The sequence below is a fragment of the Acinetobacter sp. YH12255 genome (assembly GCF_013417355.1).
Lineage (GTDB): Bacteria > Pseudomonadota > Gammaproteobacteria > Pseudomonadales > Moraxellaceae > Acinetobacter > Acinetobacter pseudolwoffii.
This window is the reverse complement of sequence record NZ_VPEC01000010.1, coordinates 57,150-81,931: the sequence shown is the minus strand read 5'-3', so window position 1 is coordinate 81,931 and position 24,782 is coordinate 57,150. Positions and strand designations below refer to the sequence as shown.

Genomic DNA, 24,782 nt, shown 5'->3' with positions numbered 1-24,782 from the left:
TTACTTGGGTGTTTGAGAGTCACCATTACCTGGCTGAACCCCACCATGTTTATGACCGAGCAAGCTAATAGCTTTAGCCAGCACGTCGCTTAAAGAATTGATAATTCCATCAACAGTAAGCGTACTTTTCATTTCGACCGGGTGATGAAACACGGACTTAGTGCCGTGAAAATTAATCACACCATCTGCTGTAATCTGAATTTTGCAGGTATTGGCATCATTACGGATCTCGAGATCAGTGGTAGAGATATTCTTAATTTTCTTGGCTTGAGATTGAGGTCGGAAGAATGCAAAACCATCAGAAAGATCATGTTTTCGAGTGTCGAATGGATCCTGAATGCCGCCTGACTGCCACCACAGATCAATATTCCGATCTGCAAAATTTACCAAACATTCATCACCTTTTTTAATGGGATGGGTAATAGTGAATCCGCCAGCACAAGGAAACATCACTGGTACATCAAGTAGCATCGGCAGCCCTACAGTTTCGATCTCACCATCTGGAAGGTGCACAGGAATCTTAATCAATGGCTGCACACTTACTGTCACTGCTTCACTGTTATATTCCACCACCTCACAAGGTAAGGCGGTCCAGAGATTTACTAGTGCTGCGCGGATTGCATTTCTTGTGATTTGCAGTTGCGTGGGTGAGCGCTCATTATTGGTTAGTGCCATATTTAATCCACCGCATTAATCGTGATGCCACTCTTCGGAACAACCGCATTAATCGCAGTGCATATCAGCGTGGTGTACCACTCATCACCGCGCGTATCCCCGCTATGCTCAATAGCCTGAATGATGAACATGCCGTCAGCATTGGCCGCAGTTTTTGGATTCTTATAGGGTTGATCAACACCACTACCGCCCCAGCTAATATCGTAGCTCTCGGTCTGAAGGCTGCTCATATCAATCCGGATTCGCCCCTTTCGCTTTAACTTTGGATTCAATAGGCATTTTACATTCAAACCTTCGCTGGTCAGTTGCGGCATGCCAACCATTCCTGTCTCAACAGTGAGAACCTGTACTGGTTCGATTGAGAATTTAAGAGAGTTGATTGAGCTAATTATGTCATCAGAATAGTCAAACTCAACGTTATTCTCCCGGCCAAACTGCTGAATGCTATCGTGCAGAGAACCAAATAAGACTCTGCCACGTGGGTACTGCTGCTCGCTAATCTCTGCTATTTCACCAGTGACCAGTCCATACTTATTGGTTTCTTCAACGAGTGCTTTTCCTACATCGGTTTTTGAGGTGCCGGCAGGCAAGCAAACATTGATTAAGGCTTCGCTCTGTACAACATCACCAGAAACAGCCAACACACATAACCAAGTATCTGTGGGATTTTCACGGCCACGACGATATTGGAATACGCGCCCCTTAAATAACACTGAAAGCTCACTACCGTAACCACACTCTAAAACAACCTGTGTATTGATTTTCTGACCATCGTCTCCCGCCAAGAGATTCATTGTGCTATCTGATAAATTGTAGATATAAATTTCAGCAGCCTTGGGTTGTTCGACGGTTGCCTGACTGACCTGAAATACTATTTTAAATTCCGATAAATCAAGCGCCCTGGCTTCATTCTGGTCGACCTGAATTGTAAGTCTGCAATTTCTACCCCACTGCAATCCCATTTTCAATCCTCGTAATAGAGTTTTATTTTTGAACCCAGACTATCGAATGTGGATAGTTCATCAGGATTTGAAATGGTAACATACAGACCATGTGGAATGACATGTTTATATTGCTCAAGTAAATCAATACCCGGACAAAGTAAAAGCCCTGTAATCAAGGGCTTTTCAGAAGTATCTAGAGTATCCAGATACCATTCATCAATACGGTAGATCAGGCGCAACTTATAGATGGTTTTGCCGAGCGTTACGTTAAATTTTTGATTGCCGACTTGCAGCGGTATTTCATAAATAGCCACGCTAATCTCCAAATAGGATTTGTTTCCCAAAATCAAAACCACCACGAATTATTGATTTATCTACAAGCTTTGGTTGCACCGTACCACCATCTGATACACCTGATGTTTCTGCCGGGTTGGCTTGATTCTCAACCAATACCTCAGTCTCAGAAGTCTGAACAAGGTTAATCTTTTTAAAAGTAAGGTCGATCATTAGCACATTCTCACTCTGCAGATCCGTTGTGCAACCAATTGATTTAATCAGCATGTTTGTATAGAGCCGCTTACCTGTAGAAACAATTAAAGGAACTGCTGATTCTTGTAGCTGGATAAGCGTCTGATAAACAATGTTTAGGCTAGTGTTGCCACTTAAAAATGAACTTCCAACCAAACCATTTAACTTTCCTGCGCTTTCCGACCAACCTACCTTCATTGATACTTCTGGCGCTTCTTTGTAAGCATGGTCATTGATCGGTGCACCAACCTCTGTTGGATGCTCAGTAATCTTCAGTTCATCCTTGTGCTTTTCCTCCACTGTTACATCAGCGAATAGACCCATAATGGTACGGCCACGGCCAGACAGAAGTAGTGAGCCCACTTTTTCAACCATGGGATTTGATAAACCGCCTAAGGCGGATGTAATGAGTTGGTTCATGATTCACCTTATTTGAGGCAATAAAAAACCACCCGAAGGTGGTTCTTGTTTATTTGGGGTTTCACTCTTTTAGAAAGTGCCTTCCTACGCGCAGAGTATCAGTACCATAAAGCAGATCTAGCACACTATCGAATCGCTTGGTGAATTCTGCAATATCCATGGTTGGATAGAATCCCGGTGGTAGTGGCATTGCGGTCAGCACACCGTTACGAGCGCTCACATGCCAAGAGTCATACTTGGAGTTATTGAACTCATTACTAATCTGCTGGGCCACCTGAATAACTTCTTGTGGGTAAGGCAGGGCTTTTACTTCCTGCTTTTCAACTTTAGCTTCAACTTTCGCCTTTAAATCCATTGTTTCCAGATAATGCACCGCCTCTGGAAAGTGAATTTCTAAAAGCTCTGCATAACGTGGAATTTTGAAATGCCGATTATGTCGACTCCACATTTCAGCGTAAATCTTTCGCTCACCACCAGATCGACGTGCAACGATTTCATGCAACAAAGCTTGCTGCTCTGGTGAAATGGATTGGCGACTCTCAAGCTGCTTAGTAACAACTTCACGATCCAGCACATCCAAAACCCATTTACGAAATTGCTTGGCGATTGCTGTCTTGGAGAACATTGCGATTAGATGGCAGCCACGAAGTGAGAAAACACGAATTTCCCTTGTCTGCCCCTTCTCGGTCAATTTGACCGAACAGCTCATCGCTTGAGTAAACTCATCTTCATTGCGTGAATAAATGCGAGTTACACCACTCTGATCTGAGTAACCCAAAGCTTCGGCTAGTTCACTTGTTTTTAGCCAAACCTGACCACCCTGCTGAACAGGTGAAAAATTTACTTCATTAAAACTTAATGCTAAACTAGACATAGTTAATATTCCTTTGTTAACAACACTGAAGCCCTTGCCGTCGAAAGTCTGGGCTTTTTTGTTGTCTGTTGATTTCATGCTTTCGCACTCTCTTGTTTAAGTAAAAGCTCAACCGCCTTATTCATAAGGTAATTCATTGAGCGCTCCTCTTTTTTCGCCTTCTCTTTCAAAAGCTCATGTGCTTCGTTTTTTAGGCGAAAACGCACATCTGTAGAATCTTTTTGCTTATCTTTCATATCTTCTCCAAATAGCCTCATTTTGAGGTCATTTAAAAGTAACCCCAATCTGCGGTATTGTCAATATATCTTAAAAATATTTTAACCTCAGTTTGAGGCTATAGGTTTTATATGAGCAACAACCCAAAACACGTGACTGTTAGGCTGCGTGTGTCACCTGAGCTAAGAGACAAAATTGCAGCATCTTCAGAGCAATATAATCGCTCAATGAATGCCGATATGGTTGCTCGCCTAGAACAATCATTCGAACACCAAGAAAACAGTGATATAACTCAACTAAAACAACAGATTGAGCGCATGGATCAGACTATTAAAACTTTAGCAATAACACTTCAATCGGTAGCAAATCGGGGTAATAGATGAGTCAAGTACGCTGTCCTTATTGCAGTAGCGTTCAAGTTAAAGCAATGTCCAATCAACCAAAAAAGTATCCTAGGCCCACTGATCCAGCTGAGTTAGCAGATTGGCAAAAAGGCTATGATTGCAAAAAGTGTGGGAATGATTTTATTGTCATGCCCCCGAAGCCCAAGACACCTCTCAGTCTTTTGGGCAAACTAATCAAATACTCACTCATATTTATAATCGCCTTAATTGTTATTTCATTTTTTATCGAAGCCAGCAAAAGCCCAAGCGAAACCCCTGAAGAAGAAGTGGCTGCCGAGATGATCGAGCCAGAAACAATTATCGAACCAGAGATTGAGGAAGACCCACTAGACCAAGAGTTTTCCCAAGAAGCCGAGGAAGCAGTTCACACACCTTATTTTGATGAACCCATAAGTATTGAAAACAGTACAGATCAAAACGATACTTTAAGTATCAAAACCACATTAAGAGCAAAAGACGAATGAAAAAACTACTCCTTTTAACTGCATCCTTGGTTTTTAGTGTTGGGGCTTGGGCATCACCTACTTGCGATAAGTTGGCAAAAATTGCCGACTTAAATGCCTCAAATTATGGTGATGAAGCAACTGCACTAATTCAAGGCAAGAAAGGTGCAAGAGTTTATTTTCACACAGCGCCATCAGCTCAGTGCAAATCAAAAGCTTTTATAATCCCAAACGACAAAGTTGCAATACTTCAAGATATTGTTAGCAATAACGAAACATGGGCTTATGTTTCTTTTGTGAATAATAAAACATCAAAAATCACTCAAGGCTGGATTAAGAAAAACAGCCTTGGTGAAATGACATTCAATTAACCAATAAGACTCTTAGCTCCTCTAGCCGCCATCACCATTGAATTTTCCTGCTGACGCTTTACTGCGTTAGCAGATTCAATTGGGCTACTTACACCATTTAAGGTCATGTCGGTTTTAAAACTCTGGTGAATCGTCACATTAGACGCTGACATATTCGAGTTGTTGACCTGCGACTTGTGTGGGTTGCCCGATGGAATCTCTGCATTTTGAGCAAACTTAGCCAATTCATCACGTTTTTTTGGTATAGCTTTTGGTGTTGTGTTTACTCGTTCAATCTTGCCTTGCTTAACACCCTCAGCCTTGACCATGCCTGCCGCTAACGCCTGAAACTCCTTATCACTCATTTGCCCAATGGTTTTGCCTTCTAGGCTTACACCCATGCTTTTTGCTGTATCTCGGATTGTCTTTTCATACCCTGCATAGTTTGTTTTGCCAGAGTAATCATCAACCGCATACTTGCGAAGCATTTGCTGATAAGTTTTATCACTGTGTCGAGATTTTAGAAGTTTTGCCTTAGCTACCGCACCCGCTTCCATTGTTTCAAAGATAGCGTTACCCCACTGATCAAGCGCAACAACACCTGCATATCGCTTTTGTGCATCACTTAACGCTTTTTGCTTTGATCGCTTGGTTTTTACGGTTTTGTCTGCACTACCATTAAACTCAAACTTTAAATTGCCTGGATTATTGTTTCTCCACGCAACAGTGCCACCCGTTCTGGTTTCAGTTGCACCATTCGCCATTTGGTAAATTCTCTTAGTGCCCTGAGTAGCAACCAGCCTTACAATCCTATCGGCTTCCGAGGCTGCACTTGCAACCACCTGCTTAACTGCATCCTGAGTAGCCTTAGCCACACCAATAGCCAAACCTTTTGCAGTAACAGCAGGCTTACCCTCATTAGCAGCTACGGCATTCTGAGCCTCTTTATTACCAAAAAATGCCAAGGTTTTCGCTGTGGTCTCACCAACCTTATCAAGAGCCTTCGCGCCTTTTTCTGTTTCCGCAATCTTGTCGTGTAGGCTTTTGCTTGCTACTTCTGCCACTTCTTTAATGGCGCCGGCTGGATCAGTAAGGACTTTCTGAACAAAGTTGATTACCTTATCTTTGACTTGATCCAGTATCTCCAAGAAATCTTTAATCTTGCCAATGATGGTATCAATGCCATTCGTCCACTTAGACCAGTCGAAGAGTGACTTACCGCCATCCCTCCAAGTCTTATAGTCGTCGTAAAGCAGACCTAAAGCCGCAGCAAGTGCGAGAATGATCCCGATCGGTGATGCAAGAAATGCAAGCCGGAATAACTTCAATAAGCCGATAAAGCTTTTCAGCATCGGAATGAATTTAAAAATCACTCCAAAGACTTTAAAGAATCCGCCAAATACTACGGCGAGCATGGCAAAGCGTAAGCCTACAGCCAATCCCTCTTTGATTTGAGGATTCAACTGACTAAAAGCAGAAATACCCATCTGTAGCATTTGGTTGAGTAAACGCAAGATTGGTATAAGCGCCTTACCCGCCTGCATCACGATGACCTGAAATCCAGTCTTAGTCATCATGGTCAAATCACGGTACTCGGTCATGAACTCATTGCCAGATTTGGCAAGGTCATCATTCATTCCTAGTTCTTTTTGTATCTTCTGGTATTTATCCATGTTCGATACAAACTTGCCGTCACGCATGGCCAGCAAGGTATTTTGATCAATACCAAGTGAGCTTGCGTAGGCATTGGCTTGGTAAGCAGGCATCTTGGATAAAACACCGCTCAGGTCTTTCATGACCTCAACACGGTCACGCATTGAACCGTTTGCTTCTTTTGTGCTCACACCAAGACTATTGAGCATCCCTTCATAGCCCGGGGAATTACGCATTTTCTCAGCTAGAGATTCAAGTGAACCTACTGCGCCCTCAGCACTACCGCCCAACTGAGCAATAGCGTTGCCGTATGCGTTAATGTTGGTGACACTGGCACCGATACGCTGTGATGAGAAGTACAGCTTATCTAGTTCACTTGCCGTCTGACGCACTGCAACGACAGCACCAGTAGCGAGAGCCAGTAATGCGCCCTTTAAGGCTGCCGCTTTCAGCTCCACACCACCCATGGCATCCTGCATTTGCTTTAAGCCTGAATTGTCAGTCTTAAATCCTAATGCGACCATGAAGTCACGAATCACACCTGCTTGTGCCATGGATTCACCTTTTTATTGGATACAAAAAAAGCGCTTATTAGCGCGGCTTAACTTAAAGCGAGTTAGAGTGTTAGTGCTTGCGACCAAAGCTCATCAATTTGAGCCGAAGACAGCCCCATCAGCGCTGCCATTGCGAAAAGGCTGCTATTATTTCGCTCAAACACCGTAGCATCCTGCCATTCAATCAGTGTGATCTGTCGCTGTGTACTATCCTCAATTTGATTAATAATCGCTTCAATATCAGCAAGAGCAAAGCCATTCATGACAAGTGCCAAGCGGAATTGACGGCGTGTTAATGGTTTCAATGGTGGTTTTTCGTAGGTGACTGCCCACACGTAATCAGGATTGAATTGCGATAGTGCGTTTAGGATCTTTCTCTTGTCGTAATTGAGGTCTTTGATTAGATCCACAACACCATCCATGCCAGGTGTAATTGTGCATCCATCTTGTGTGACTTCGAGCTGGTGAATCTCTGCGCCGTTTCGGTTTGATACAAGCTTGAGCATTAGGTTAAATCCTCTATTTTGGGTAATAAAACAGTAGTGGTTGTGTTCTTGTCCTCTTGTTTGACAAAAACAGCCTTATTGAGTATTGATTTTCGCAAGCCTAGGCTGTCTGCGTGAGAAGCATGTGCAAGCCAAGAGTTAATGGATGCCTGGATGCGCTTTGCCTCAATCCTGCCCTGGCTGTACTGTTTCTTCATAAACCTTATTTTTCGGTAAATTCTGGAAATTGAGCTTTTTCTTACACGTCGATGAGTGGGCCACATTTGATAGCCAAGGAAGTCCAATGCTCGTCCGTTCTTGACGGACACTGGAAATATTTGTGTTTTTGCATTGGTTTGGAGCTTTAGCTTCTCAAATAGGAATCGCTCTACGTCAATGCGTAAATGACGCAAGTGATCCTTGTTGTGATGGAAAATACAGAAGTCATCCATATATCTCAGATAGTGCTTCTCACACAGCCGGTATTTGACATACTCATCCAGCTCATGCAGATATATGTTTGCAAATAGCTGTGATGTTAGGTTGCCAATAGGTATTCCAACACCGCCACCGGATGAATCTATAATGTCATCCGTCAGTTTGAGTAGTTTCTTGCATGAGATCTTCTTTCTGATCAGGCTTTTCATAATCTCATGATCAATACTGTAGAAGAATTTGGATATATCAGCCTTGAATGCGTATAAAACGCCGTGGTTTCTTAGTACCTTTTGCATCATGCGTTGTGCTTGATCTGCGCCAACATGCGTACCTTTATTAACTCGGCAAGCATAGCTGTCGTCAATAAATCGTTTCTCCCAGATGGGTTCAATAACCAGTAAAATAGCGTGTTGTACGACCCTATCCCGAAATGGAAGTGCTGCAACATCGCGCTCTTTCGGCTCATATACCTTAAAGATTCGATACTCACCTGTCTTGTACGTCCCCCAGATCAATTCGTTCTGTAATTGAATCAGGTTTTCTTCCAGATTTAATTCAAACTTTAAGACTTCACGCCGATCACGCTTGCCGCGCCGGGCCTTCAAATATGCGTTATACAAATTTTCAAAGTCGTAAATCTGACTAAACAGATTGTTGTATGTAATTGCCATGTATATCTCAAAATAAAAGCGGCATAAGTTTTCGCTATTGCTACTCAGCTATGCCGCCTGTTTAGTTTTTTAGATTTTCATCTAAGGAGTGCGCATCCTTTTAAAGTGTTCTGCCCTGGCTCCAGTAGGAACCAGATTTCTGACACGCTCTAAGAGCTGGACGAGACCCGATATTCGTATTCGTGTTCGTACGGACGTTATTCAAGTTCAAGGCGAACACGCCAGCATTGGCTGCGTTGTTCCAATTGCCGCCACGGATGGGAAGGGACCGTCGTTGTAACGCACACCCCTATTTGCCTACGGCAAATACTTTGATCCAGCCGCCTACCATGCGGCCAATCTCATTGTTTAGTCTGGACCAGTGTTCGTATTTTTTAAAGTCTAAATAACCTAATTCTTTAGAAATCCGAACCTGGGCGCGTAACAGATCAAGTTCCGCATCAAGCTCTTGTAGTGTGGTTTTCTTGTGGTAGCGTTTATTACAGACAACAATCAACCTCAATATTCCCCACATGGCATTCCTCATTTCTGCTGCAAGCACATGCTTTTCAAATTTTGGAAATTGACGTAATGCGACATAGCCATAGGCAATCATTTCTTCGCATTTTTGTCTGATTAATAAATCACTAGACACAATAGATCTCTACAAAACAAAATTAAGAACGTGCGTTATCACGCACGCATACAGATAACACAGTACAGATTACAGATTAACGAAAGCTGGACGAGACCCGAGACTCGTATCCGTGCTCGAACGGACGCCACTCAAGGTCAAGGCGAACACGCCAGCACCGGCTGCGGCGTTCCAACGGCCGCCACGGCGGGGCACGCGCTCCCCATCCATGTTTTTAGCAAAATAATCGCTGTTATATGAAGCGGTATTTTCAATGTGAGGATATAAGCACAATGCTTTCAGTCGAGCTAAAGCTACAGCGGTCACTGGCTTGGTGGTTGATAAATTGCGGATACCACCAAAATTAGACCCATTAATTGTGTAGTCTGCTGTGCCGCCATCAGCATATTTGATTGTGCCTACCGTGGTTCCTGCGCCATCTGGTGTGACTAGGTTCCCGGTTTCACCATTAATCGCTTTCCATTCAGTGGAAGCCGCACCAAGATCAATCGCTAGTTTTGACGCATTATTGTCTGCAATAACCTGGATTTCACCGTTAAAAATACGCATTCCAGAATTCCATTCCCAGACGTTACCCGAAAGGTCGGCAATACCATTCTCTTTGCCGTTGTGTCGCCACTCAACTGGGCCAGATCCAGTTAATGTGCGTGCTGACCCAGATGTATCACCCGGATTTAAGCCATCTGCACGACGACCAATGAGCAATGGATCTTCTGAGCTTCGGCCATAATAAGTATTTCCTAGTGGCTGGGTGTTATCCTTGTAGCATTGCAAGGCTACGGCGCTCCATTCAGCATTTGTGATCAGGTGATGACCATTGCCACACGCTCTTGCTGCCGCAAGGAAGTTTGTGTAGTTGGTGCTGTGCGTTGGCTCTACGTTTGGCAGACTGAGCAACTCACCACCAACAATTCGACCCTGGTATGTCCCAATGAAGATTTCAGGCTTTTCTACGCCGTCCACAATAAACGCTGGGTGTGTACCACTCAATGAAGCATCAATCGTACTCATATCGTACTTTTGAATGATGTTCATATAAGTCGGCTGACCTTTGGCCGTATAAAGTACGGTTTGCAAGCCACCAGATGCTAGCTCTACCGATTGACGCAATGAGTCTTTTACAAGAATCGTAAGGTTGCCACCTTCAATATTATTCCCGGTTGTACCGCCGATATAGTCTATGACTTTGGTTAGATTTTCTTTAAAGCCTGCTTCTGTGACAGAAGACCCGACAAGGCTGCTTGATGCAGGTAAATTAGCCATAATATTTAATCCTTAATTAATCAGTTATTGCCACATCAAAGTGGTTTCATCGGGGCTGTACATTAGCTTCTGACTATTTAGGCGCCAGTACAAAGACCTTGTAATAAAGCTGCCTATTGCCGCTTTTATCGCTACAATTTCGTACACAGTTAGCTGTCGGTTGATCACCAAACAAAAGTCTTCTGGCGTTATATTTATTTTACCCGCCCGCACTTCTTGATTGGTAGATACCCCAAAAACACTTGTTTGCGAGGACATAATTACAGTGCAGTCAATCAGGTTCTCAGGGATGTTAATAGTGAATCCGGGTGAATCATTTGGATATAAGAATCCTGCATCCAAGATGATTGGCCTCAATCTCTGGGTGGATTGAAAGGCATGATTATCCTGACCGGATAAGTCTTTCATCATTGCTACAGGTTGTGTAAGTGACATGACAGGAATACCACCAGCCACATCTTGATATAGAGTGCTTAAATTCTTAGGATAGAACGCTAGGCCCTGCTCACCTTCTGCGAACAGCGCTTTAATAACCGCATTGAGATTACCTGTCATGATTGTTGCTTTTGGTTTCCAGGTTGATCCGGAAGCAACACTAACATTTACGCCAACAACACCAGATACTGGTAAAACCATACTGCCTCCTTATGTGACTTCAGACACAATTGAGTTGATTATTGCTGCCACATTGGGGTGCTATCTACCGCATTCCACATTAAATCCGCACCAATAAAACTCCACATCAATAAACCTGCATCCATTGATCCGATAATTACAGCACCTGGTGTCCAAAATGCACCACCTATCATGGTGCTAAGTGGTGTTTTAATCATTGCTTTTCCTAGTCGGTGGTTAAAACAGATACGGTTACGGGGTTTGCGTCAATTGACCAAGCCCATAGTGTAGTGTTGGCAGGAAAGCTTACTTTTCTGTCAAATAAATAAATGTCTTTTGATGGCATACCTACACCCTGAGCAAAGTAAAAATCACGATTTCCCATGCCTTGAGCCAAGCCTTCTTTTGTGCCATCTGTTATTTTTTGCGGTGTGCTGTTTAACACAAACTTATTCATCGCCATATTTTCACCACCAATTATTTTTTACTACCCTTTCTTTCTCTGGCCTCTTCCACCAAATATTCATTATCTGCAATGACATCAAGGGCATCATTCATCAAAGCAATATCAGCCAGATCGAGAGTCTTATCGAGTAGGGATTCATACCTACACATGCCTTTTACGACTGGCCGCAATAGCCAGTCCTCTTGGTTGGGTAGGTTCTTAAAAGTTACTTGACCTGCTTCATGCTCGATGCCTTCATAAGCAGATCTTGAATAAAATTTCCAAGATTCATTCGGATCACTGCAATAGTCAGGGGCAGCAAGTGATTCATGTCCAAGTCGTCAAACATGATTGTGTTATTGCGACATACTGCTGCACCCCCACGCTTAACCACCGACAGACACTTATGAACAACATAGTTCACATCATCCTCAGGCATCTTAGCGATAGCCTCCATGAAAGGTTCTAATGCTTCCGCTAAAGGTTCCAGGCCTTCAAGCTCATTATTTTCGCCATCCTCAATAGATTCAATGACTCTTTCCAAATCACCTTTTGCCACTTCGGTTAGGATCGGCATGATGTTCGGAACAATTGGGGCGATTTTGCGTGACACATGAAGTTGATCGAGCGCATTCAAGCGCCCAATCGTATAGTCATGACCACCGATTGGGATAATTTCCATATTTCACCTTATGCGTATGTGCCGAGTTTCATGTCAAGTTTGATTGCATCAAAGATCCACTCAACCATTGAGCCAGTTTTAGCATTGGTATAGTCAGGCACCTTTTTGAAAGCACACTTTGAGGCTGTGTGGTTATCACCTGAGCCGGAGTGGTTGAGGGTGATTGTATTTTTACCCCATTTTGCAGTTTTTGACTTTTGCGCATTGTAGAGATTCATTAGCTTGGCATTAGCTGGCGAAGTCTTGAGTAAGCGGATAGTGACTTGACCAGAGTTATCTGCATGCAGTGAATGCATGCCTTCACCATCTGCACCAATGGTCATTGTGTTTTTATCACCCGCCATAGCGAATGTGATACCTTCCTCAGCAATGGCAGCACCATAACCGAGATCCACAACACCGTCATCGCTCGTTAGAGCGCATTGAGTGTCCATGAACGAATAAGATGACATAAGAATTCCTTAGCGATTAACTGAAACGAAAACGTCAGCGAAGTGGGTGGCTCCAGCAAGCTTGGTTGCAATTTGGAAGATCGGTGCTTTGCGTGCTTCACGCTCAGCTTGAGCTTGGTCATCAAGGCTATTGGCATACACGTAGAATGCTTTAGGTAGATAGTCGCCCGTTTCTAGCGCCCCAAAACTTTCACCGCTCCATTGCCCCTCACCCAGCAAGCCATTTGTAAGACCTTGCTCACATGCACGTTCAAGCACGGCACATTGACGATTAATGCCTGCAGGCGTCTGCGAAACCTTGGTGTTCGTTGTGTAGTAAAGATTCCACAGCGCTGATTCCAGATGATTTTGAAGCCAATCCAGACCATGGATTTCATCAAAGAATGATCCATCACACATCACGCCTTCCTGCAGGATGGCTGTTCCGTTATTGTATTTAGCAAACACATTACAATTTTTGGAGGTCAAAGCCTTTGCTTCACTGGTTTTTAAGTCCTCAGGTGCGACTCCAGGTAGTTGCTTAAACTTCATGGTGATGGTGGTATTAGTGCCCATAAAATTGACACTAAATGCACGACCGTAAAAAGATGCTGCTGCATGTGGATTATCGCTGGAGAAGATGGTGAATGTGCGGCGGTACTTCTTATTTGCAAGCTTGTAAGCAACATCTGAAACACCCGCGCTATTCAGCGCATTTTCATCTTGTGTAGTAAGGCCAAAATTACGGACTGGGGAAGCTGCTTCAATCAATGCGGCAACTTCATCCGCCTCAACATCTGTCAAATCACTGGCAAATGCTAAGCCGTACCATTTAAGTGACTCTAAGCACTCCGCAACAACATTTTGAGCCGTTTCTAACCCACCCACCTTATCCCAAAACCCAATATACAGGGTCCGTGGTTTTGGTGATTGCCCAAAGTATGCAAGTGCTGCCTTGTACTCAGGATCATCAACCCCAAAGTCTTCCGCAACCTCACCTATATTGGAGTATTCGCGCATTCGCTCAATAGCATCAATAACGCCTGTTGTGGTGCCTAAAATAAGCAGAGAGCCGAATGAACGCGGCCCTGCTGCCAATGCAGCCAGGCTAATGCTGACATTGACAACATTTGAAGTAGGTAAAGCCATTAAAGACTCCTGATTAATTCGAATTAATAACCCCGAAAGGTTTTGATTGGATAGGTGCGCTCAGTCTTACGCCTAAAAGTCGCCGTAACATCGAAACGATGAACATACTGCTCATTAACAAGGTCGGGCGCTGTAAGCACATCACCGACTTCAATAAGCTTAATTTTGTGTGGTTTTAATTGATTAACGTTTTGTGGAATTGCTGTGCTATCAACAAAGAGTTTTGCGAAGTGTTGACCATGGTTCCCATAAAATGACAAAGCCATGTCAATTACTTCATGACGAATTGATGTAGCATTTTCATCATGTTGTTCAAAATAAGGGCCATCATCTGGGCGTTGAGCTCTAATCCCAAAAGCAACCCAATCCACACCGACCGCCGGTACAGGAAGTGGCTTTTCTTGAAACCTAGGACGAATCATAGAACCCGAAAGACCTGTTACGCCCTTAATAAAAGCCTGAAAAATATCTTCAAGTTCTTGGTCATTTGGCACAGCTCCACCATCAGGCAAGATGTATCCACCCGTTGCTGAAGTATTCATGGTTATCCTGAGATTGGTTTTAAGATACAAATCGCTTTGATAAATCCGCGACCGTACTGGGTGTTGGGAAGTGTTTGAGAAACAATATATTCACGCCCTTGCCACGTTATTTCATCTGCTTGATGACTTGCATCACCTTCAGTTAAAACAAAGCGTGTGTGAATATTGATAGCGCCCTTAATGACTGTTCCATCAGGTTTTCGATCTAACTTAAAACCATCATTACTTGTCACAACACCATTGAACTTATGATTGGTAACGGTAGTTTGTGGTCTCCCCTTATCACCAGCAATGACCGCTGTTCGTTTGCAGTCAATGCCTTTGCTCATAAAATCAGGATCAAGTAGAACATCACTTACATCCAAGCCTGGCATCAATCCTCTCCAACTTTCTTAATAATGTAGGTGATCGAATTACGCAATTGACCAGTATCAATCAATGGCTTGGTTCGTGTTTTACCTGCACGTCGTCTGGCTCTTAATGTGGCTTCAGATAATGGAGCAAAGTCACCACTATTAATTTTTGCTCTTACGCTGTTTTGAGCAATCATGCCGGCACGATTCAGGCAACGCTCTATACCCTGATTGTTTCCTTTTAGGGCTTCATCTGCTGCCTTGGTTAACTGAGTGCTAACCAATTCCTGACAACCCTCTACACCTGGTGCAAGGAATGCACGAGCTTCAAGATTCATTGCCGGTGAGCCAGTTTCTTGAATATAACCAATTTGAGCATTGGTTATATCGGTATCAGAACGTGATTCACCATGTGGAATCCCCACTAACACCTCTTGAGATGTTAGCTTTTCAATTGCTTCAAAAATGCCAGCTAAACCCTCACCCGTCATGGTCACACTCATAGCTGAATACCACCCGCACCAATCATCTGCATGAGTTGATAGAACTGAATGCCGTAGGTTGTTTGATTCCAATGACCCGCATCGGTAATCATTACGCCCGATACATCCATTGACTTAGAGACACCGTCAATAGACTTGGCTGTTTCATTACCAACAACCTTTCCACCGATACCACCGATATCCACAAAAGCCATATCACGCGCATACAGCACTAAATAGTGTGCAATGAAGAAGGTTAAGCCATCATCTAACAAATCATCCCAACGGCTTTCAGGTAACAGCTTTACTCCAAGTTTTAAGTAAAAATTGAATTGTGCTGATGGGTAGTCATCGACACTGGCGAAGGCTGGCATCGTCTGCCGAAAGGTTGATTCATCTAACATTATTTAGCCTTTGGATCTGGTTTTGTTTCAGACGGTGTTTGAGCCTTAGCCAACTGAACTTTTAATGCTTCGATTTCTTTATCTTTAGCCTGACCCGATTTTTCTAGTTCAGCAATTTTTTTATCAGCTGCGGCAGACTGAACTTTTAATGCTTCATGTTCTGCAGTGAGTGCGTCATGAGCATCTTGAAGTTCTTTATTGGCTGCAGCAGAGGCGGTGATTTCTTGCGAATGCGCTTTGACAAACCAGTGTTCAGCAATTTCAGCTTCCACCTCCTGCACACCTGCAGGAAGGGTTACTGTTTTTTGCTGACCATGCTTATCTTTTCCGAGATTAACAACAAGTTCTTTTGTCAAAAGGATCTGTATAAGTTTAGTCATGGCCATGGTGCTCCTTATAGACCGTCAGCGTAGTAAGCGGTTTCTGGGTAGACCCACTCAACCGCACCGATACGACCAAAGTAAGTCGTCAATTGGCGCAAGTCACGATATTCAAGTGGGGTGCGCTGTAGTGGAACCAAGGGCATGCGAACACGGTTTTCAGACTGCGTATAAACCATCATGCGATCTTTTTTACCAACACCACGACCCACAGCCCACTTGGATGGCTGAATATCCAAAGGCTTGCCATTTACTGACATTGCCAAGCAGTTAATTTTCAAAAACTCTAGGATCGAGATATTCCCTGCATCACTTACAACACGAGAGGTGAGCACACCGAATTGCTGCGGTGGTAAAAGCAATTTATCAGGGCATACAGCAAAGCCAGATGCAATCCAAGCGTTATTCAACACAAGGTTTACATCATCCAAAATTTGTTGAGGTGTTGCGGTAGCCCAAGTCGCATTTACGTTTGTTGCACCAACTTTGCTCGAGTTAAATAAACCTTCAAGACCAAGTTGCTCATCACCGATATAGACTTGTTCGTCCACATCCATGTTGTATTTAAGTGTTAGGCCTGCATGTTTTTGCGCATCAACTGGACGACCAACTTTTAAAGCTGATTCAAGTTCAGGTAATGTATAGCCGATCTGCATAGCCCATAAAGTTAATGGGGATGCAGTTTTGCCAATATCCAAGGCGATGCCCTGAATAGCATCAGTATTTTTACCGACCCATGCTTTACCACTACCCGAAGGACCACCTGCAGCAGCAAAAGTAGAGTTGGTGAAAGATGATGTTTCATCGGCAATGGATACGTCAGATCGCAAATCAATATCACGCGACCACGTAACACTTGCTAGTGGTTCGTGCATGGTTTGATCTAAGCGCTCAAGCTCACCAACCAAGAAAGCGCCCGAGCTATCCACTGTGCGCTGGTCAAATGTCAACATCTGGTCGCGCGTTTGTGCTCGAATGGCTGACATTGCAGCACCAACCGCAGCACCTAAAATCAATTTCTTCATGTTTTATTTTCCTGCAAACATAAAAAAAGACGCCATGAGCGCCCTGATTTATGCTTGTTTAAATTAGATGTTGTAAGAGATTTCTACATTGCCGCTTGCATCAGCCGCATGCATGAAGATCGCATTCACTTCGATTGTGTTTGCCGCATCCGCTACAGCCTCAATACCGCCAATTGGCTTAACTTGTGTGCCAGCATTTACGCGAACGAATACCTTGCCACCTGCTTTCGCAGTACCCGCATTACATTTCACAGTCATATAACCACGGCGCAATACATCATTAAAACCAGTTACCGGAACAGCACCACCAAGGGCATTGCTCGCAGATTGGGTTGGGTATGAGCGAACGATCAGGCCGTATACATTTGCAGCAGTATCGCTAGTTGCTAATGGGGCAAACTTACCATCAGCATTTATTTTTCCAAATAAGCCGAAACCGGTAAATCCAGTCACTGTGTTATGCGCTTCAATGGTTGAATGTGACTTACGTGATACATCACCCGCAATACCAGAAGGCATGCGGTATAAAAATGCGTTACTCATGATTAATGTCCTTTATTCCAGAAGGCTTTGTTTTTAGCATTAATGTCGGCAGGTGTTGGAGCTGAGCGACCAAAGTCACGAGTCGTCACACCAGTGCGTACACCTTTCAAATTGTTTTGTTGCTTGATGAGTTCGGATGCGCCGATGAATGCAGCATCAATCGTATGTGCAGGCAATGCGTCAATATTTGCGTTAGCACCACCAACGAATGGGCCAATTGTTTTCAGACCATCAGCGGTTGCATAAGCTAATTTCAAAGCATTACGTTTTGCTGTATCTGCGACTTTTCCAACGTCTTTAGCAGACGAATCCATAGTTGGAAGCTTCAAGCCTGGTGCAAGAATTTCAACACGAGAACGAATGTCTTGAAGTGAGTCACCAGTGTAGGTTGTGCCGACATCAGCTTTACCGGCTGGCTCTGGCTTTAGGATGTCATCTTTGGTTGGCTCATCATCCGGATCGTCTTCGCCATCTTCAGTTTCCTTTTCAGGGTCATCCGAATCTTTGGTTTTTTTCTTTTCCAAGGCACCAAGTCGAGAATCCATAGTTTTAAGCATTTTGAGAATTTGACGATTTACAGCAGCATCAGCAGTTTTGCCTTTACCATCGTCTTCTGGATCATCTTCACCGTCTTTGGTTTCAATATCCAGATCTTCATCTTCAACCGCCTGAGCTAATTTCTCAGCTTCTTCCGCATCCTTAGTTTTCACTAGATTACGGATTCGATCAGCAAAGCTAACCTTCTTTTTGACTATCTTAGCCATCTGTGTATCTCCAATTGAGCAGCGAGAACCGCATCGCCCTTTATCTACCAATGCAACGTGATTACCAATAATGTTGCTCTGAACCCCTTTGCCTTTACTGATTTCCTGATAATCAGCATCGTAGCCTAGAGAAATCTCCACCTTACCTTCTTGAACAGCATTAATGGCTTCTTGATCTTGGATAAGTAAATCTGCAATCAATAAGTGATCTTCAACACCCTCACCACGACGAACGTTCTGCGCTACACCTTTCGCCAAGTCTTTCCAGTTTTCAGGAGCTACCCATGTATCCGGATGATTGTTGGTGACTGGCTTACCCTCAAAACTTGAAATTGTTTGAGGGCTAAATAAATCCTCATCACCACGAGTAATAACAATCAGCCCCGCATCAGCAGTTACAGGCACTTCACCCTCGCCATAAAGTAAGCTGCCAGTACAGGCAATCGCTACATCACGACATAGCAAATAGCCTTCCGGTGTAACTTCGCGTGTCTTGCCAAGTTTGCCAACGGTGTAAAAGTTGGATCGATCTTTGGTTTGTCGATCCTTTGTTTGTTTTTTCTTGAACATGATTCACCTTATTTGAGGCAATAAAAAACCACCTTGCGGTGGCTTGTTTAATCTTTTGGTGGTTCGGGCAATGGCTGCCAGTGGGTAACATTGGTTATAACTCCAAACTCCCCATCTATACAGCAAAAGGCGTAAAATTTGCCGTACTTAAATGCCACTTCATAATCAATAAAAGCCCCATCATCTTCAACCCTGTACGCCATTAAGTCACTATGCATTAAGAACCCTTTTTGGTTTTCTGGTAACCGATCCTTAACACTTATCCATTCAGCCATCACTCAATCCTCTGGAATCACTGGTTCAGCATAACAGCGACAATTCCAAATACAACCTGCATGAGCACGCGTACCAGTACGTTTATCTGCAATCGGTGGTTTATTCCATGGCACGTACTGCCCGCTCAGCTCTTGATGATCATGACGCACATCGCTATCTTCGGACGTTCGCCAGATATAACCATCGCTTCCCAATGCCTCAGCACGTGACTGTGTGAACAATGTTGTGGCTCTTGATATCTCAGTTCGTGCAATAGTATTCGCTCTAGCCTTGGTGACTCCACCGATTGCCATGATTAGGCCTGATATCTCATCAGATCGACCACCTTCAATGACTGCACGTGTTGATAGGTCTTGAATGCGTTGTGCAGCATTAAGGGGTAATGACTTGATAAGTCGAACCTGATCATTCTGCAGTATTTGAAAGGTGGCGCCTATATCGGTGTTTCTGATCTGATCCTTAATACCTCTGGACATATCCTGTGCATAGATCAGCCATGTACGCTCATCACGTAAGGCTACATCCATTAGGATTTTTCCGGATGCATGACGCGCCCAAACATCTAAAGTTTCAGCATACTTGCGCAATGCTGTGACGATAGAGGGATAGACCGTTTCATCCTGAACATCAAAACCCTTAACAATTGAATCGATATAACTAGATATCTGCCTCAACTGTCTTCCGTACTTGAGTTCCACTTTCCTCGCCCGGTTCGGTGTGTGTCGGACTGATTGTTTCATCTTCTTCACTCACTGGTGCCGGTGGATCATCATTTGCAGCTTCAATATCATCATCGGTAATGTTTGAGAAAATACCGGTGATTTCACTCGATTGGCGAAGTTCCTTTAATGCTGTTTTCTGTGTAATCAAACCCTGGTCTTCAGCCTTACAAACAGCATCTGTAATTTTGGTAGCTACATCAGCTTTTTGCACATCGTCCATTTGCCATAAAGAGGCAAAATCAAAATTGAATGAATCAGGTAATTTTTTACCAAGTGCAGACAGAGAGACAATCTTTAAAAGCTTGCCAAGACCTGTGCGCATACGGCGTTCTTGCTGTTGATTGATATTATCGTAGTAGTTGCTTAGGTCTGATTCGCCAGTGGCATTCATGCCTGCAGGAGATTGACCAAATAGGCGAACCAATGGAATTTGCGAAGCACCGGAAAGTTGTTGCCCAAACTGTAGTAAAACAGCATCAAGCCCTGAGAAACTATAAGAGTGAGCTTCAAATACATCCTCTGCATCCATAAGGGTCATCCCCTCATTGGATTGCCATAAGCGGATATGCTCCATTTGCTTCACTAAGCCATCCAAAGCCTTGCCACCTGCCGCAATAATTGAACGCAAGCCTTTGACTTTGTATGTGCGTAAATGCGCTTTATAGACGAGTTGAGCAATACCAGTAGTCGTGCTGTCAAATGCAACCAATCGGTCTAATAGGCGCTCAATAACTGACTGCCCCCAAAGGTTTTCAGCAATACGCTGCCAATAAGGTAGATCCACGCCGTCGAATCGAATGATACGAGAATAGTGAATGCGCTGATTAGATAACCCTAGCGAGTCGGCAATCACATCATAGTATTTAGGCATACCGAAGTCAGGGCCATACTCAGTCACCAGATCTTGCAAAGTAGGCTGAACGAGCCAGCGATCTAGAACCATCAAACCTTTAAATTGATCTTTAGATACCGTATCAATATTTAATGGCGTGCTTACGTTCTGACCATCAACCAGCATCACAGCAATAGCACCGCCGTATAGACGGCCCCATTTAATAACGTTGGTAATCCCATTCCAGATTTCCAACTCATCCAATTTTGCCTGAATCAGCTCTGCATCCTTAGGATCATCCAGACCGCGAAGATTGATCCCTTCCCGGGTCATATCTTCTGCAACAACGTCAACCACTTGACCCACGATCCAGCTTGATCGATACATAGCTTCAAGTTTTAATCGGTCACGACTGAGAAAATCGAAACCATATGTTGATTGGTCTTGCTGACTTCCCGCACCCAAGCCGAGTCGCGCAGCAAAGTTCTGAAAACCATCTGCGGTAAAAATATTTGTGAATTTCATTTTATGTCTCGGTTAGAGCTTATCCCATATCGCCATATCGGAAATTGCAGGGTTAAAACAGATCATCACACTATCAGCCCGGTTGGGAGAGACAGCGCCATCTGGTTGCTTATTGACTAAGATTTTTCCGACACCGTTTTTCATGTATGTAGGTTGTGATAATTCCATGACCAGTTGATCAAACTCATTCTTATCAATCTCACTAGATAGTGAAATTAGATTGTCTGGGTCGTACTCCATGCCTTTTAAAGCACGATAGGTATTCTGAAACCTCATACGTAATGACCACCACGACTGAGCCTTAAGATTGGCAAAGAAGTCTTTATTTTTACGTTTCTCTACCATTTCACCTTCAGGATCATGAACGGATGCAGAACCTCGGAATGATTCGACGTTAACCTCAACACCACCTATTTCACGTTGCTGCTCATTGATCACACGAGCATCACCACGAACGCCAGCGCCTAAGCCGTCAGCATCGTAATAAAGCAGACCGTAATCATCATCAATGCAAAGGTCCATGGTTTTTTGTGTGGTACCAAAGATGTCATCACCTTTACCAGACCATGACTCCAAGTATTCCAAAACAATGCCGTGACGGCCTGCAAAAGAGTTCTTGTCTCGCCCTTCATCTGCAACGTCCAGTGCGCCAATGCGGTCACCAGTAGGTTCAATATTAAGTTTCTTATGAGCATCAATAGCAGCCTGAACCCATACCGAAGGAATCAAGACACCTTCAACCGATGCGGCATAGTTAATATCTACCTCTTGGGCCAATACCACTTCATCTAGTGTGGCAAGCTGCTTTTCATACCATGGGTAAATCAGTTTGCCGCGTAGATCGACTTGCCAATTTTTATCCGGGTTATCACGCCAAGGCATGGTAAAGACAGAATAGCGACCGCTAAAACGGTCACGATGGAATCTATCGCCAATACCGTTGGGTGTTGACCCTTTAATATGTACGTTGGTGTTTTGAGAGATTGCAGCATCTACAGCTTCTTGACGTTCAACGAATGCCCATTCATCAAGGAAGTACATTGAAGTACGACCGCCACGACCAATGTTGTCACCGGCTTCACCTGTAATCGTTGCGCCATTGTCGGGATTCACAATACGCATGTAGTTATCATGATCACGCGATGAGAAGTTTTTAGGCTTCATCCAGTCTGGCATCTTGCTGAACATGTCGCGGAATTTATGCAGTAACGTTTTTGGGTCACCGCGTTTATCTACAAGTTCCTCTTTACGACTCCCCACACCACCCGCAAAGCCTTCAACAAATAACCATCGATGTAAAAAGAACCCGAGTACAACATAGCTCATCCCTTCATCACGAGACTTTTCAATTAAGCCGTGTGTTTGACTGCTCTCTCGATCAAGTAACCAGTGCACTAACTCAACCTGTTTAGGTCGAAGCACAAAAGGGATATTCGCAGGCAATCCAAAAGCCATACCACGCGGATCGTATGTCCAGATCCAGTTATTAAACCAATGTACCGGATCTTTACTGCACTTATAGATCTCTGCCTGTCTGCTTAGTTCGCTCTGCTCAATTACTGCTTTGTAGTAATAACGCCTTGTCATCTCAGCAATGACTTCGGGTAGGCGTGTGTTTATCGTCCACTCTTTGATTAGTGGCGCTATTTCTTCAAGTGCATAAGTCATAACTTGCCATTAATTGCCAAACGTGAAAGCTCTTGCGCGGTCATGCCTGCAAGTTGCTCGGGTGTGTATTGAGGCGGGTTATTGTTTGTATTTTCGGTTTTAATAGGTTGCCCATCCTTACCGGTAATTTCTTGACGATTAGTGTACTTACCACCCATTTCCTCGGCAGCTTGCTTGAGGATTTTTAAAGCCATCGCAGGACTTTTAGCCTTATTAATTAGTCTCTGGTACACCTCTAAGCGAACGGCTTGGTTTGCAATAGGGATATTCTGCGGTGCCTCAAGATAACTTTTGCGAGTATCTTCAAATTCTTTTTTTAAACTCTGGCTTAAATCTTTACCGATACGCTTAGTTGGATCATATGCCTCACACTGCTGACGACTCACATCAATGTTAAATTCTTCTTTGACGAGCACTACCGTTTCTTGTGGTGTATTGAATTGTGCAAGTGACCGCACTATATAGGTTTGCACCTCTTTTTTTAGTCTGGCCATAAATTCCAATCCGTCTAAGTACGTCTAAGAAGACGGGCAAAAAATTTAACCGATGACACAGTTCCCACAACACGCAGCAATATTAGTTTCTGAAACAAACGGCGCATTCTTGGCAATTTCCAAAAGCCGTTTTACAGATTCGTCTGCACCCCATCGTTTGGTCTCACCAAAGAACACTTCAACATCATGGCCGGCTAAGTAATGCTTAGGCAGACCAGTCATATCGCTATAAATGATTTCGCCGTCTTCATCGCGTTCAACGCCGATATGATATAGCTCATGCTCAATCAGCCGACAAAACTCACGATCTGAGGCCTGTTCACAAAATGCAGCATCAACTGTTATCAGATATTGAGGTACAAAACCGAACCAGTCCCGCATCTGTTGTTCCTGACGTGCTTTCTTCCAGCCACCCACGTTAAACATGACCTTTTCACATTGGCCCAGCACCATACGTTTTTTAGCTACGGCGGCAGATGAAGCCCAGGCGAATGTAAGGAACTCTTCATTGTCGTGAAGTAGATCAGCAATATGGTCGTGATCAGGATTGTGAAGTTCACCACCTAAAGTAAGCCAATTTGTAATGACCCACTCTTTAAGTTCTGGTGCAGGTGCCAAGCGAATGGCTTCCTCTTCCTCAGCCTGATCCATCAGCTCCGTCGGCGGGAATGGTCTGAACTGTTCCATAAGATGCCTTTAAATTTCTAAGCCAGGTAGTTGCACGGCCCATGTTGATATCATTGACTTCAAAACGCTGATAGCGGTAACCCATTTCTTCAGCATGGTCATAGCGATCCATACTCCAGGCTTTTGTGGCTAATTTACCTTTTCGACCACCAGACCAAGGCCCACCAGCAATTTCAATTAATGTGAGATAGCCAACCAGGTGCAAATCGAAACGCCAGTGCTTAGTACTTTTAAAATGAAAGTATTCTTCGTACTTAATCTCCATACGATCAAGAATTTCTTTCAATCGATCGAATGCTTCTAAATACTTGTCAGATGCTTTTGGTAATGGTCTTGTACGTGATTTCTTTTTTGGCGGGATTTTTTGAGTAAAAAGTTTATAGGACTTCTCATCCATACAAAGCCACACGTAAATTCTTAATGCGCTCTTTAAGTCGAATCATCACATTATCAATTGCGACCAATTCACTATGCCGCAAGCCTACACGGCTGAGGTTCTGATACTTAGACAGCTCAGCACTGCAAAATTCTAAGTCTTGTTTCGCTTGTACTTTGTCTGCCATGGGTACCACCAATAAGAAAAGAAAAACCCCACTCAAATCTCCAGAATTGAGCAGGGCCTTATATGCCGTAATATGTCC

At 43.8% G+C, this 24,782-nt stretch carries 37 protein-coding genes; 3 read left to right on the top strand and 34 right to left on the bottom strand.

Translation table 11 applies throughout. The features are described from left to right. The 6 genes from FTV30_RS06465 to FTV30_RS06440 all read right to left on the bottom strand — a co-directional run bounded on the left by FTV30_RS06465 (position 1) and on the right by FTV30_RS06440 (position 3,677). Entirely contained in the window at positions 1-675 is a 675-nt protein-coding gene (locus tag FTV30_RS06465) for a Gp138 family membrane-puncturing spike protein (RefSeq protein ID WP_180001258.1), read from the bottom strand. Positions 676-677: 2 nt separating this feature from the next. Next, positions 678-1,637: a hypothetical protein gene (locus FTV30_RS06460; protein WP_180001257.1), complete on the bottom strand. Its 960-nt coding sequence runs from the start codon at positions 1,635-1,637 to the stop codon at positions 678-680. A gap of 2 nt (positions 1,638-1,639) precedes the next feature. After that, positions 1,640-1,933: a hypothetical protein gene (locus tag FTV30_RS06455; RefSeq protein ID WP_180001256.1), complete on the bottom strand. Its 294-nt coding sequence runs from the start codon at positions 1,931-1,933 to the stop codon at positions 1,640-1,642. 1 nt (position 1,934) lies between these two features. Next, positions 1,935-2,567: a phage baseplate protein gene (locus tag FTV30_RS06450; protein ID WP_180001255.1), complete on the bottom strand. Its 633-nt coding sequence runs from the start codon at positions 2,565-2,567 to the stop codon at positions 1,935-1,937. 61 nt (positions 2,568-2,628) lie between these two features. After that, positions 2,629-3,441 (bottom strand): Bro-N domain-containing protein, encoded by an 813-nt coding sequence (locus FTV30_RS06445; RefSeq protein ID WP_257228915.1) that lies wholly within the window; start codon positions 3,439-3,441, stop codon positions 2,629-2,631. Positions 3,442-3,515: 74 nt separating this feature from the next. Beyond that, positions 3,516-3,677 (bottom strand): Arc family DNA-binding protein, encoded by a 162-nt coding sequence (locus FTV30_RS06440; RefSeq protein ID WP_180001253.1) that lies wholly within the window; start codon positions 3,675-3,677, stop codon positions 3,516-3,518. Positions 3,678-3,788: 111 nt separating this feature from the next. Here FTV30_RS06440 and FTV30_RS06435 point away from each other — a divergent pair, with 111 nt between their 5' ends. The 3 genes from FTV30_RS06435 to FTV30_RS06425 are packed head-to-tail and all read left to right on the top strand — an operon-like array spanning position 3,789 to position 4,875. Continuing rightward, entirely contained in the window at positions 3,789-4,040 is a 252-nt protein-coding gene (locus tag FTV30_RS06435) for an Arc family DNA-binding protein (RefSeq protein ID WP_180001252.1), read from the top strand. Further along, positions 4,037-4,525 carry a hypothetical protein gene (locus FTV30_RS06430; protein WP_180001251.1) on the top strand — a complete coding sequence of 163 codons (489 nt, stop codon included), beginning with the start codon at positions 4,037-4,039 and terminating at the stop codon, positions 4,523-4,525. Before FTV30_RS06435 ends, FTV30_RS06430 begins: the two co-directional genes overlap by 4 nt. Further along, positions 4,522-4,875, top strand: a complete 354-nt coding sequence (locus FTV30_RS06425; RefSeq protein WP_180001250.1) for a hypothetical protein — start codon at positions 4,522-4,524, stop codon at positions 4,873-4,875. The genes FTV30_RS06430 and FTV30_RS06425 overlap by 4 nt, the downstream gene beginning before the upstream one ends. Here FTV30_RS06425 and FTV30_RS06420 read toward each other — a convergent pair. From FTV30_RS06420 to FTV30_RS06285, 28 genes are all read right to left on the bottom strand, one after another. Then, on the bottom strand, positions 4,872-7,061 hold the full coding sequence (locus tag FTV30_RS06420) for a phage tail tape measure protein (protein ID WP_180001249.1): 2,190 nt from the start codon (positions 7,059-7,061) through the stop codon (positions 4,872-4,874). The two genes, FTV30_RS06425 and FTV30_RS06420, sit on opposite strands and share 4 nt — an antisense overlap. Positions 7,062-7,123: 62 nt before the next feature. After that, positions 7,124-7,567, bottom strand: coding sequence for a hypothetical protein (locus tag FTV30_RS06415; RefSeq protein WP_180001248.1), 444 nt, complete (start codon positions 7,565-7,567; stop codon positions 7,124-7,126). Next, a complete protein-coding gene (locus FTV30_RS06410; protein ID WP_180001247.1) occupies positions 7,567-8,655 on the bottom strand; it encodes a reverse transcriptase domain-containing protein in 1,089 nt (362 codons plus the stop codon). Before FTV30_RS06410 ends, FTV30_RS06415 begins: the two co-directional genes overlap by 1 nt. Before the next feature lie 289 nt (positions 8,656-8,944). Further along, the gene (gene avd / locus FTV30_RS06405; protein WP_180001246.1) at positions 8,945-9,289 is read right to left on the bottom strand and encodes a diversity-generating retroelement protein Avd; all 345 of its coding nucleotides are present in this window, start codon (positions 9,287-9,289) and stop codon (positions 8,945-8,947) included. Positions 9,290-9,358: 69 nt separating this feature from the next. Further along, complete coding sequence (locus FTV30_RS06400) at positions 9,359-10,399, bottom strand: formylglycine-generating enzyme family protein (protein ID WP_257228914.1); 1,041 nt, start codon at positions 10,397-10,399, stop codon at positions 9,359-9,361. Between the two features lie 177 nt (positions 10,400-10,576). Next, entirely contained in the window at positions 10,577-11,188 is a 612-nt protein-coding gene (locus FTV30_RS06395; RefSeq protein ID WP_180001244.1) for a hypothetical protein, read from the bottom strand. A 38-nt stretch (positions 11,189-11,226) separates the two neighbouring features. After that, positions 11,227-11,385 (bottom strand): hypothetical protein, encoded by a 159-nt coding sequence (locus FTV30_RS06390; RefSeq protein ID WP_180001243.1) that lies wholly within the window; start codon positions 11,383-11,385, stop codon positions 11,227-11,229. An 8-nt stretch (positions 11,386-11,393) separates the two neighbouring features. Continuing rightward, on the bottom strand, positions 11,394-11,630 hold the full coding sequence (locus FTV30_RS06385) for a hypothetical protein (RefSeq protein WP_180001242.1): 237 nt from the start codon (positions 11,628-11,630) through the stop codon (positions 11,394-11,396). 14 nt (positions 11,631-11,644) lie between these two features. After that, positions 11,645-11,803 (bottom strand): hypothetical protein, encoded by a 159-nt coding sequence (locus FTV30_RS06380; protein ID WP_180001241.1) that lies wholly within the window; start codon positions 11,801-11,803, stop codon positions 11,645-11,647. 35 nt (positions 11,804-11,838) lie between these two features. Continuing rightward, a complete protein-coding gene (locus FTV30_RS06375) occupies positions 11,839-12,294 on the bottom strand; it encodes a phage tail assembly chaperone (RefSeq protein ID WP_218950552.1) in 456 nt (151 codons plus the stop codon). Between the two features lie 8 nt (positions 12,295-12,302). After that, positions 12,303-12,746: a phage protein gene (locus FTV30_RS06370; protein WP_180001240.1), complete on the bottom strand. Its 444-nt coding sequence runs from the start codon at positions 12,744-12,746 to the stop codon at positions 12,303-12,305. A gap of 9 nt (positions 12,747-12,755) precedes the next feature. Then, a complete protein-coding gene (locus tag FTV30_RS06365; RefSeq protein ID WP_180001239.1) occupies positions 12,756-13,874 on the bottom strand; it encodes a DUF3383 family protein in 1,119 nt (372 codons plus the stop codon). A 23-nt stretch (positions 13,875-13,897) separates the two neighbouring features. Then, positions 13,898-14,416 carry a hypothetical protein gene (locus tag FTV30_RS06360; RefSeq protein WP_180001238.1) on the bottom strand — a complete coding sequence of 173 codons (519 nt, stop codon included), beginning with the start codon at positions 14,414-14,416 and terminating at the stop codon, positions 13,898-13,900. Positions 14,417-14,418: 2 nt separating this feature from the next. Beyond that, positions 14,419-14,790, bottom strand: a complete 372-nt coding sequence (locus FTV30_RS06355; protein WP_180001237.1) for a hypothetical protein — start codon at positions 14,788-14,790, stop codon at positions 14,419-14,421. Continuing rightward, positions 14,790-15,272 carry a hypothetical protein gene (locus FTV30_RS06350; protein WP_180001236.1) on the bottom strand — a complete coding sequence of 161 codons (483 nt, stop codon included), beginning with the start codon at positions 15,270-15,272 and terminating at the stop codon, positions 14,790-14,792. Before FTV30_RS06350 ends, FTV30_RS06355 begins: the two co-directional genes overlap by 1 nt. Continuing rightward, the gene (locus tag FTV30_RS06345; protein ID WP_180001235.1) at positions 15,269-15,655 is read right to left on the bottom strand and encodes a DUF4054 domain-containing protein; all 387 of its coding nucleotides are present in this window, start codon (positions 15,653-15,655) and stop codon (positions 15,269-15,271) included. The genes FTV30_RS06350 and FTV30_RS06345 overlap by 4 nt, the downstream gene beginning before the upstream one ends. Further along, positions 15,655-16,041, bottom strand: a complete 387-nt coding sequence (locus FTV30_RS06340) for a hypothetical protein (RefSeq protein ID WP_180001234.1) — start codon at positions 16,039-16,041, stop codon at positions 15,655-15,657. The genes FTV30_RS06345 and FTV30_RS06340 overlap by 1 nt, the downstream gene beginning before the upstream one ends. 8 nt (positions 16,042-16,049) lie before the next feature. After that, positions 16,050-17,060, bottom strand: a complete 1,011-nt coding sequence (locus tag FTV30_RS06335) for a DUF2184 domain-containing protein (protein WP_180001233.1) — start codon at positions 17,058-17,060, stop codon at positions 16,050-16,052. 63 nt (positions 17,061-17,123) lie between these two features. Beyond that, entirely contained in the window at positions 17,124-17,603 is a 480-nt protein-coding gene (locus FTV30_RS06330) for a hypothetical protein (protein WP_180001232.1), read from the bottom strand. A gap of 2 nt (positions 17,604-17,605) precedes the next feature. Further along, complete coding sequence (locus FTV30_RS06325) at positions 17,606-18,937, bottom strand: DUF2213 domain-containing protein (RefSeq protein WP_180001231.1); 1,332 nt, start codon at positions 18,935-18,937, stop codon at positions 17,606-17,608. A 47-nt stretch (positions 18,938-18,984) separates the two neighbouring features. Next, positions 18,985-19,212 (bottom strand): DUF551 domain-containing protein, encoded by a 228-nt coding sequence (locus FTV30_RS06320; RefSeq protein ID WP_180001230.1) that lies wholly within the window; start codon positions 19,210-19,212, stop codon positions 18,985-18,987. A 3-nt stretch (positions 19,213-19,215) separates the two neighbouring features. After that, positions 19,216-19,911, bottom strand: coding sequence for a phage minor head protein (locus tag FTV30_RS06315; RefSeq protein WP_373683708.1), 696 nt, complete (start codon positions 19,909-19,911; stop codon positions 19,216-19,218). Next, the gene (locus FTV30_RS06310) at positions 19,871-21,292 is read right to left on the bottom strand and encodes a DUF1073 domain-containing protein (protein WP_180001228.1); all 1,422 of its coding nucleotides are present in this window, start codon (positions 21,290-21,292) and stop codon (positions 19,871-19,873) included. The genes FTV30_RS06315 and FTV30_RS06310 overlap by 41 nt, the downstream gene beginning before the upstream one ends. 12 nt (positions 21,293-21,304) lie before the next feature. Then, positions 21,305-22,960, bottom strand: coding sequence for a terminase (locus FTV30_RS06305; protein WP_180001227.1), 1,656 nt, complete (start codon positions 22,958-22,960; stop codon positions 21,305-21,307). After that, a complete protein-coding gene (locus FTV30_RS06300; RefSeq protein WP_180001226.1) occupies positions 22,957-23,454 on the bottom strand; it encodes a DUF2280 domain-containing protein in 498 nt (165 codons plus the stop codon). The genes FTV30_RS06305 and FTV30_RS06300 overlap by 4 nt, the downstream gene beginning before the upstream one ends. 45 nt (positions 23,455-23,499) lie before the next feature. Next, entirely contained in the window at positions 23,500-24,141 is a 642-nt protein-coding gene (locus FTV30_RS06295; protein WP_180001225.1) for a putative metallopeptidase, read from the bottom strand. Then, the gene (locus tag FTV30_RS06290) at positions 24,092-24,538 is read right to left on the bottom strand and encodes a hypothetical protein (RefSeq protein WP_180001224.1); all 447 of its coding nucleotides are present in this window, start codon (positions 24,536-24,538) and stop codon (positions 24,092-24,094) included. The genes FTV30_RS06295 and FTV30_RS06290 overlap by 50 nt, the downstream gene beginning before the upstream one ends. Further along, positions 24,531-24,704, bottom strand: coding sequence for a hypothetical protein (locus FTV30_RS06285; RefSeq protein ID WP_180001223.1), 174 nt, complete (start codon positions 24,702-24,704; stop codon positions 24,531-24,533). Before FTV30_RS06285 ends, FTV30_RS06290 begins: the two co-directional genes overlap by 8 nt. Positions 24,705-24,782: the final 78 nt, after the last annotated feature.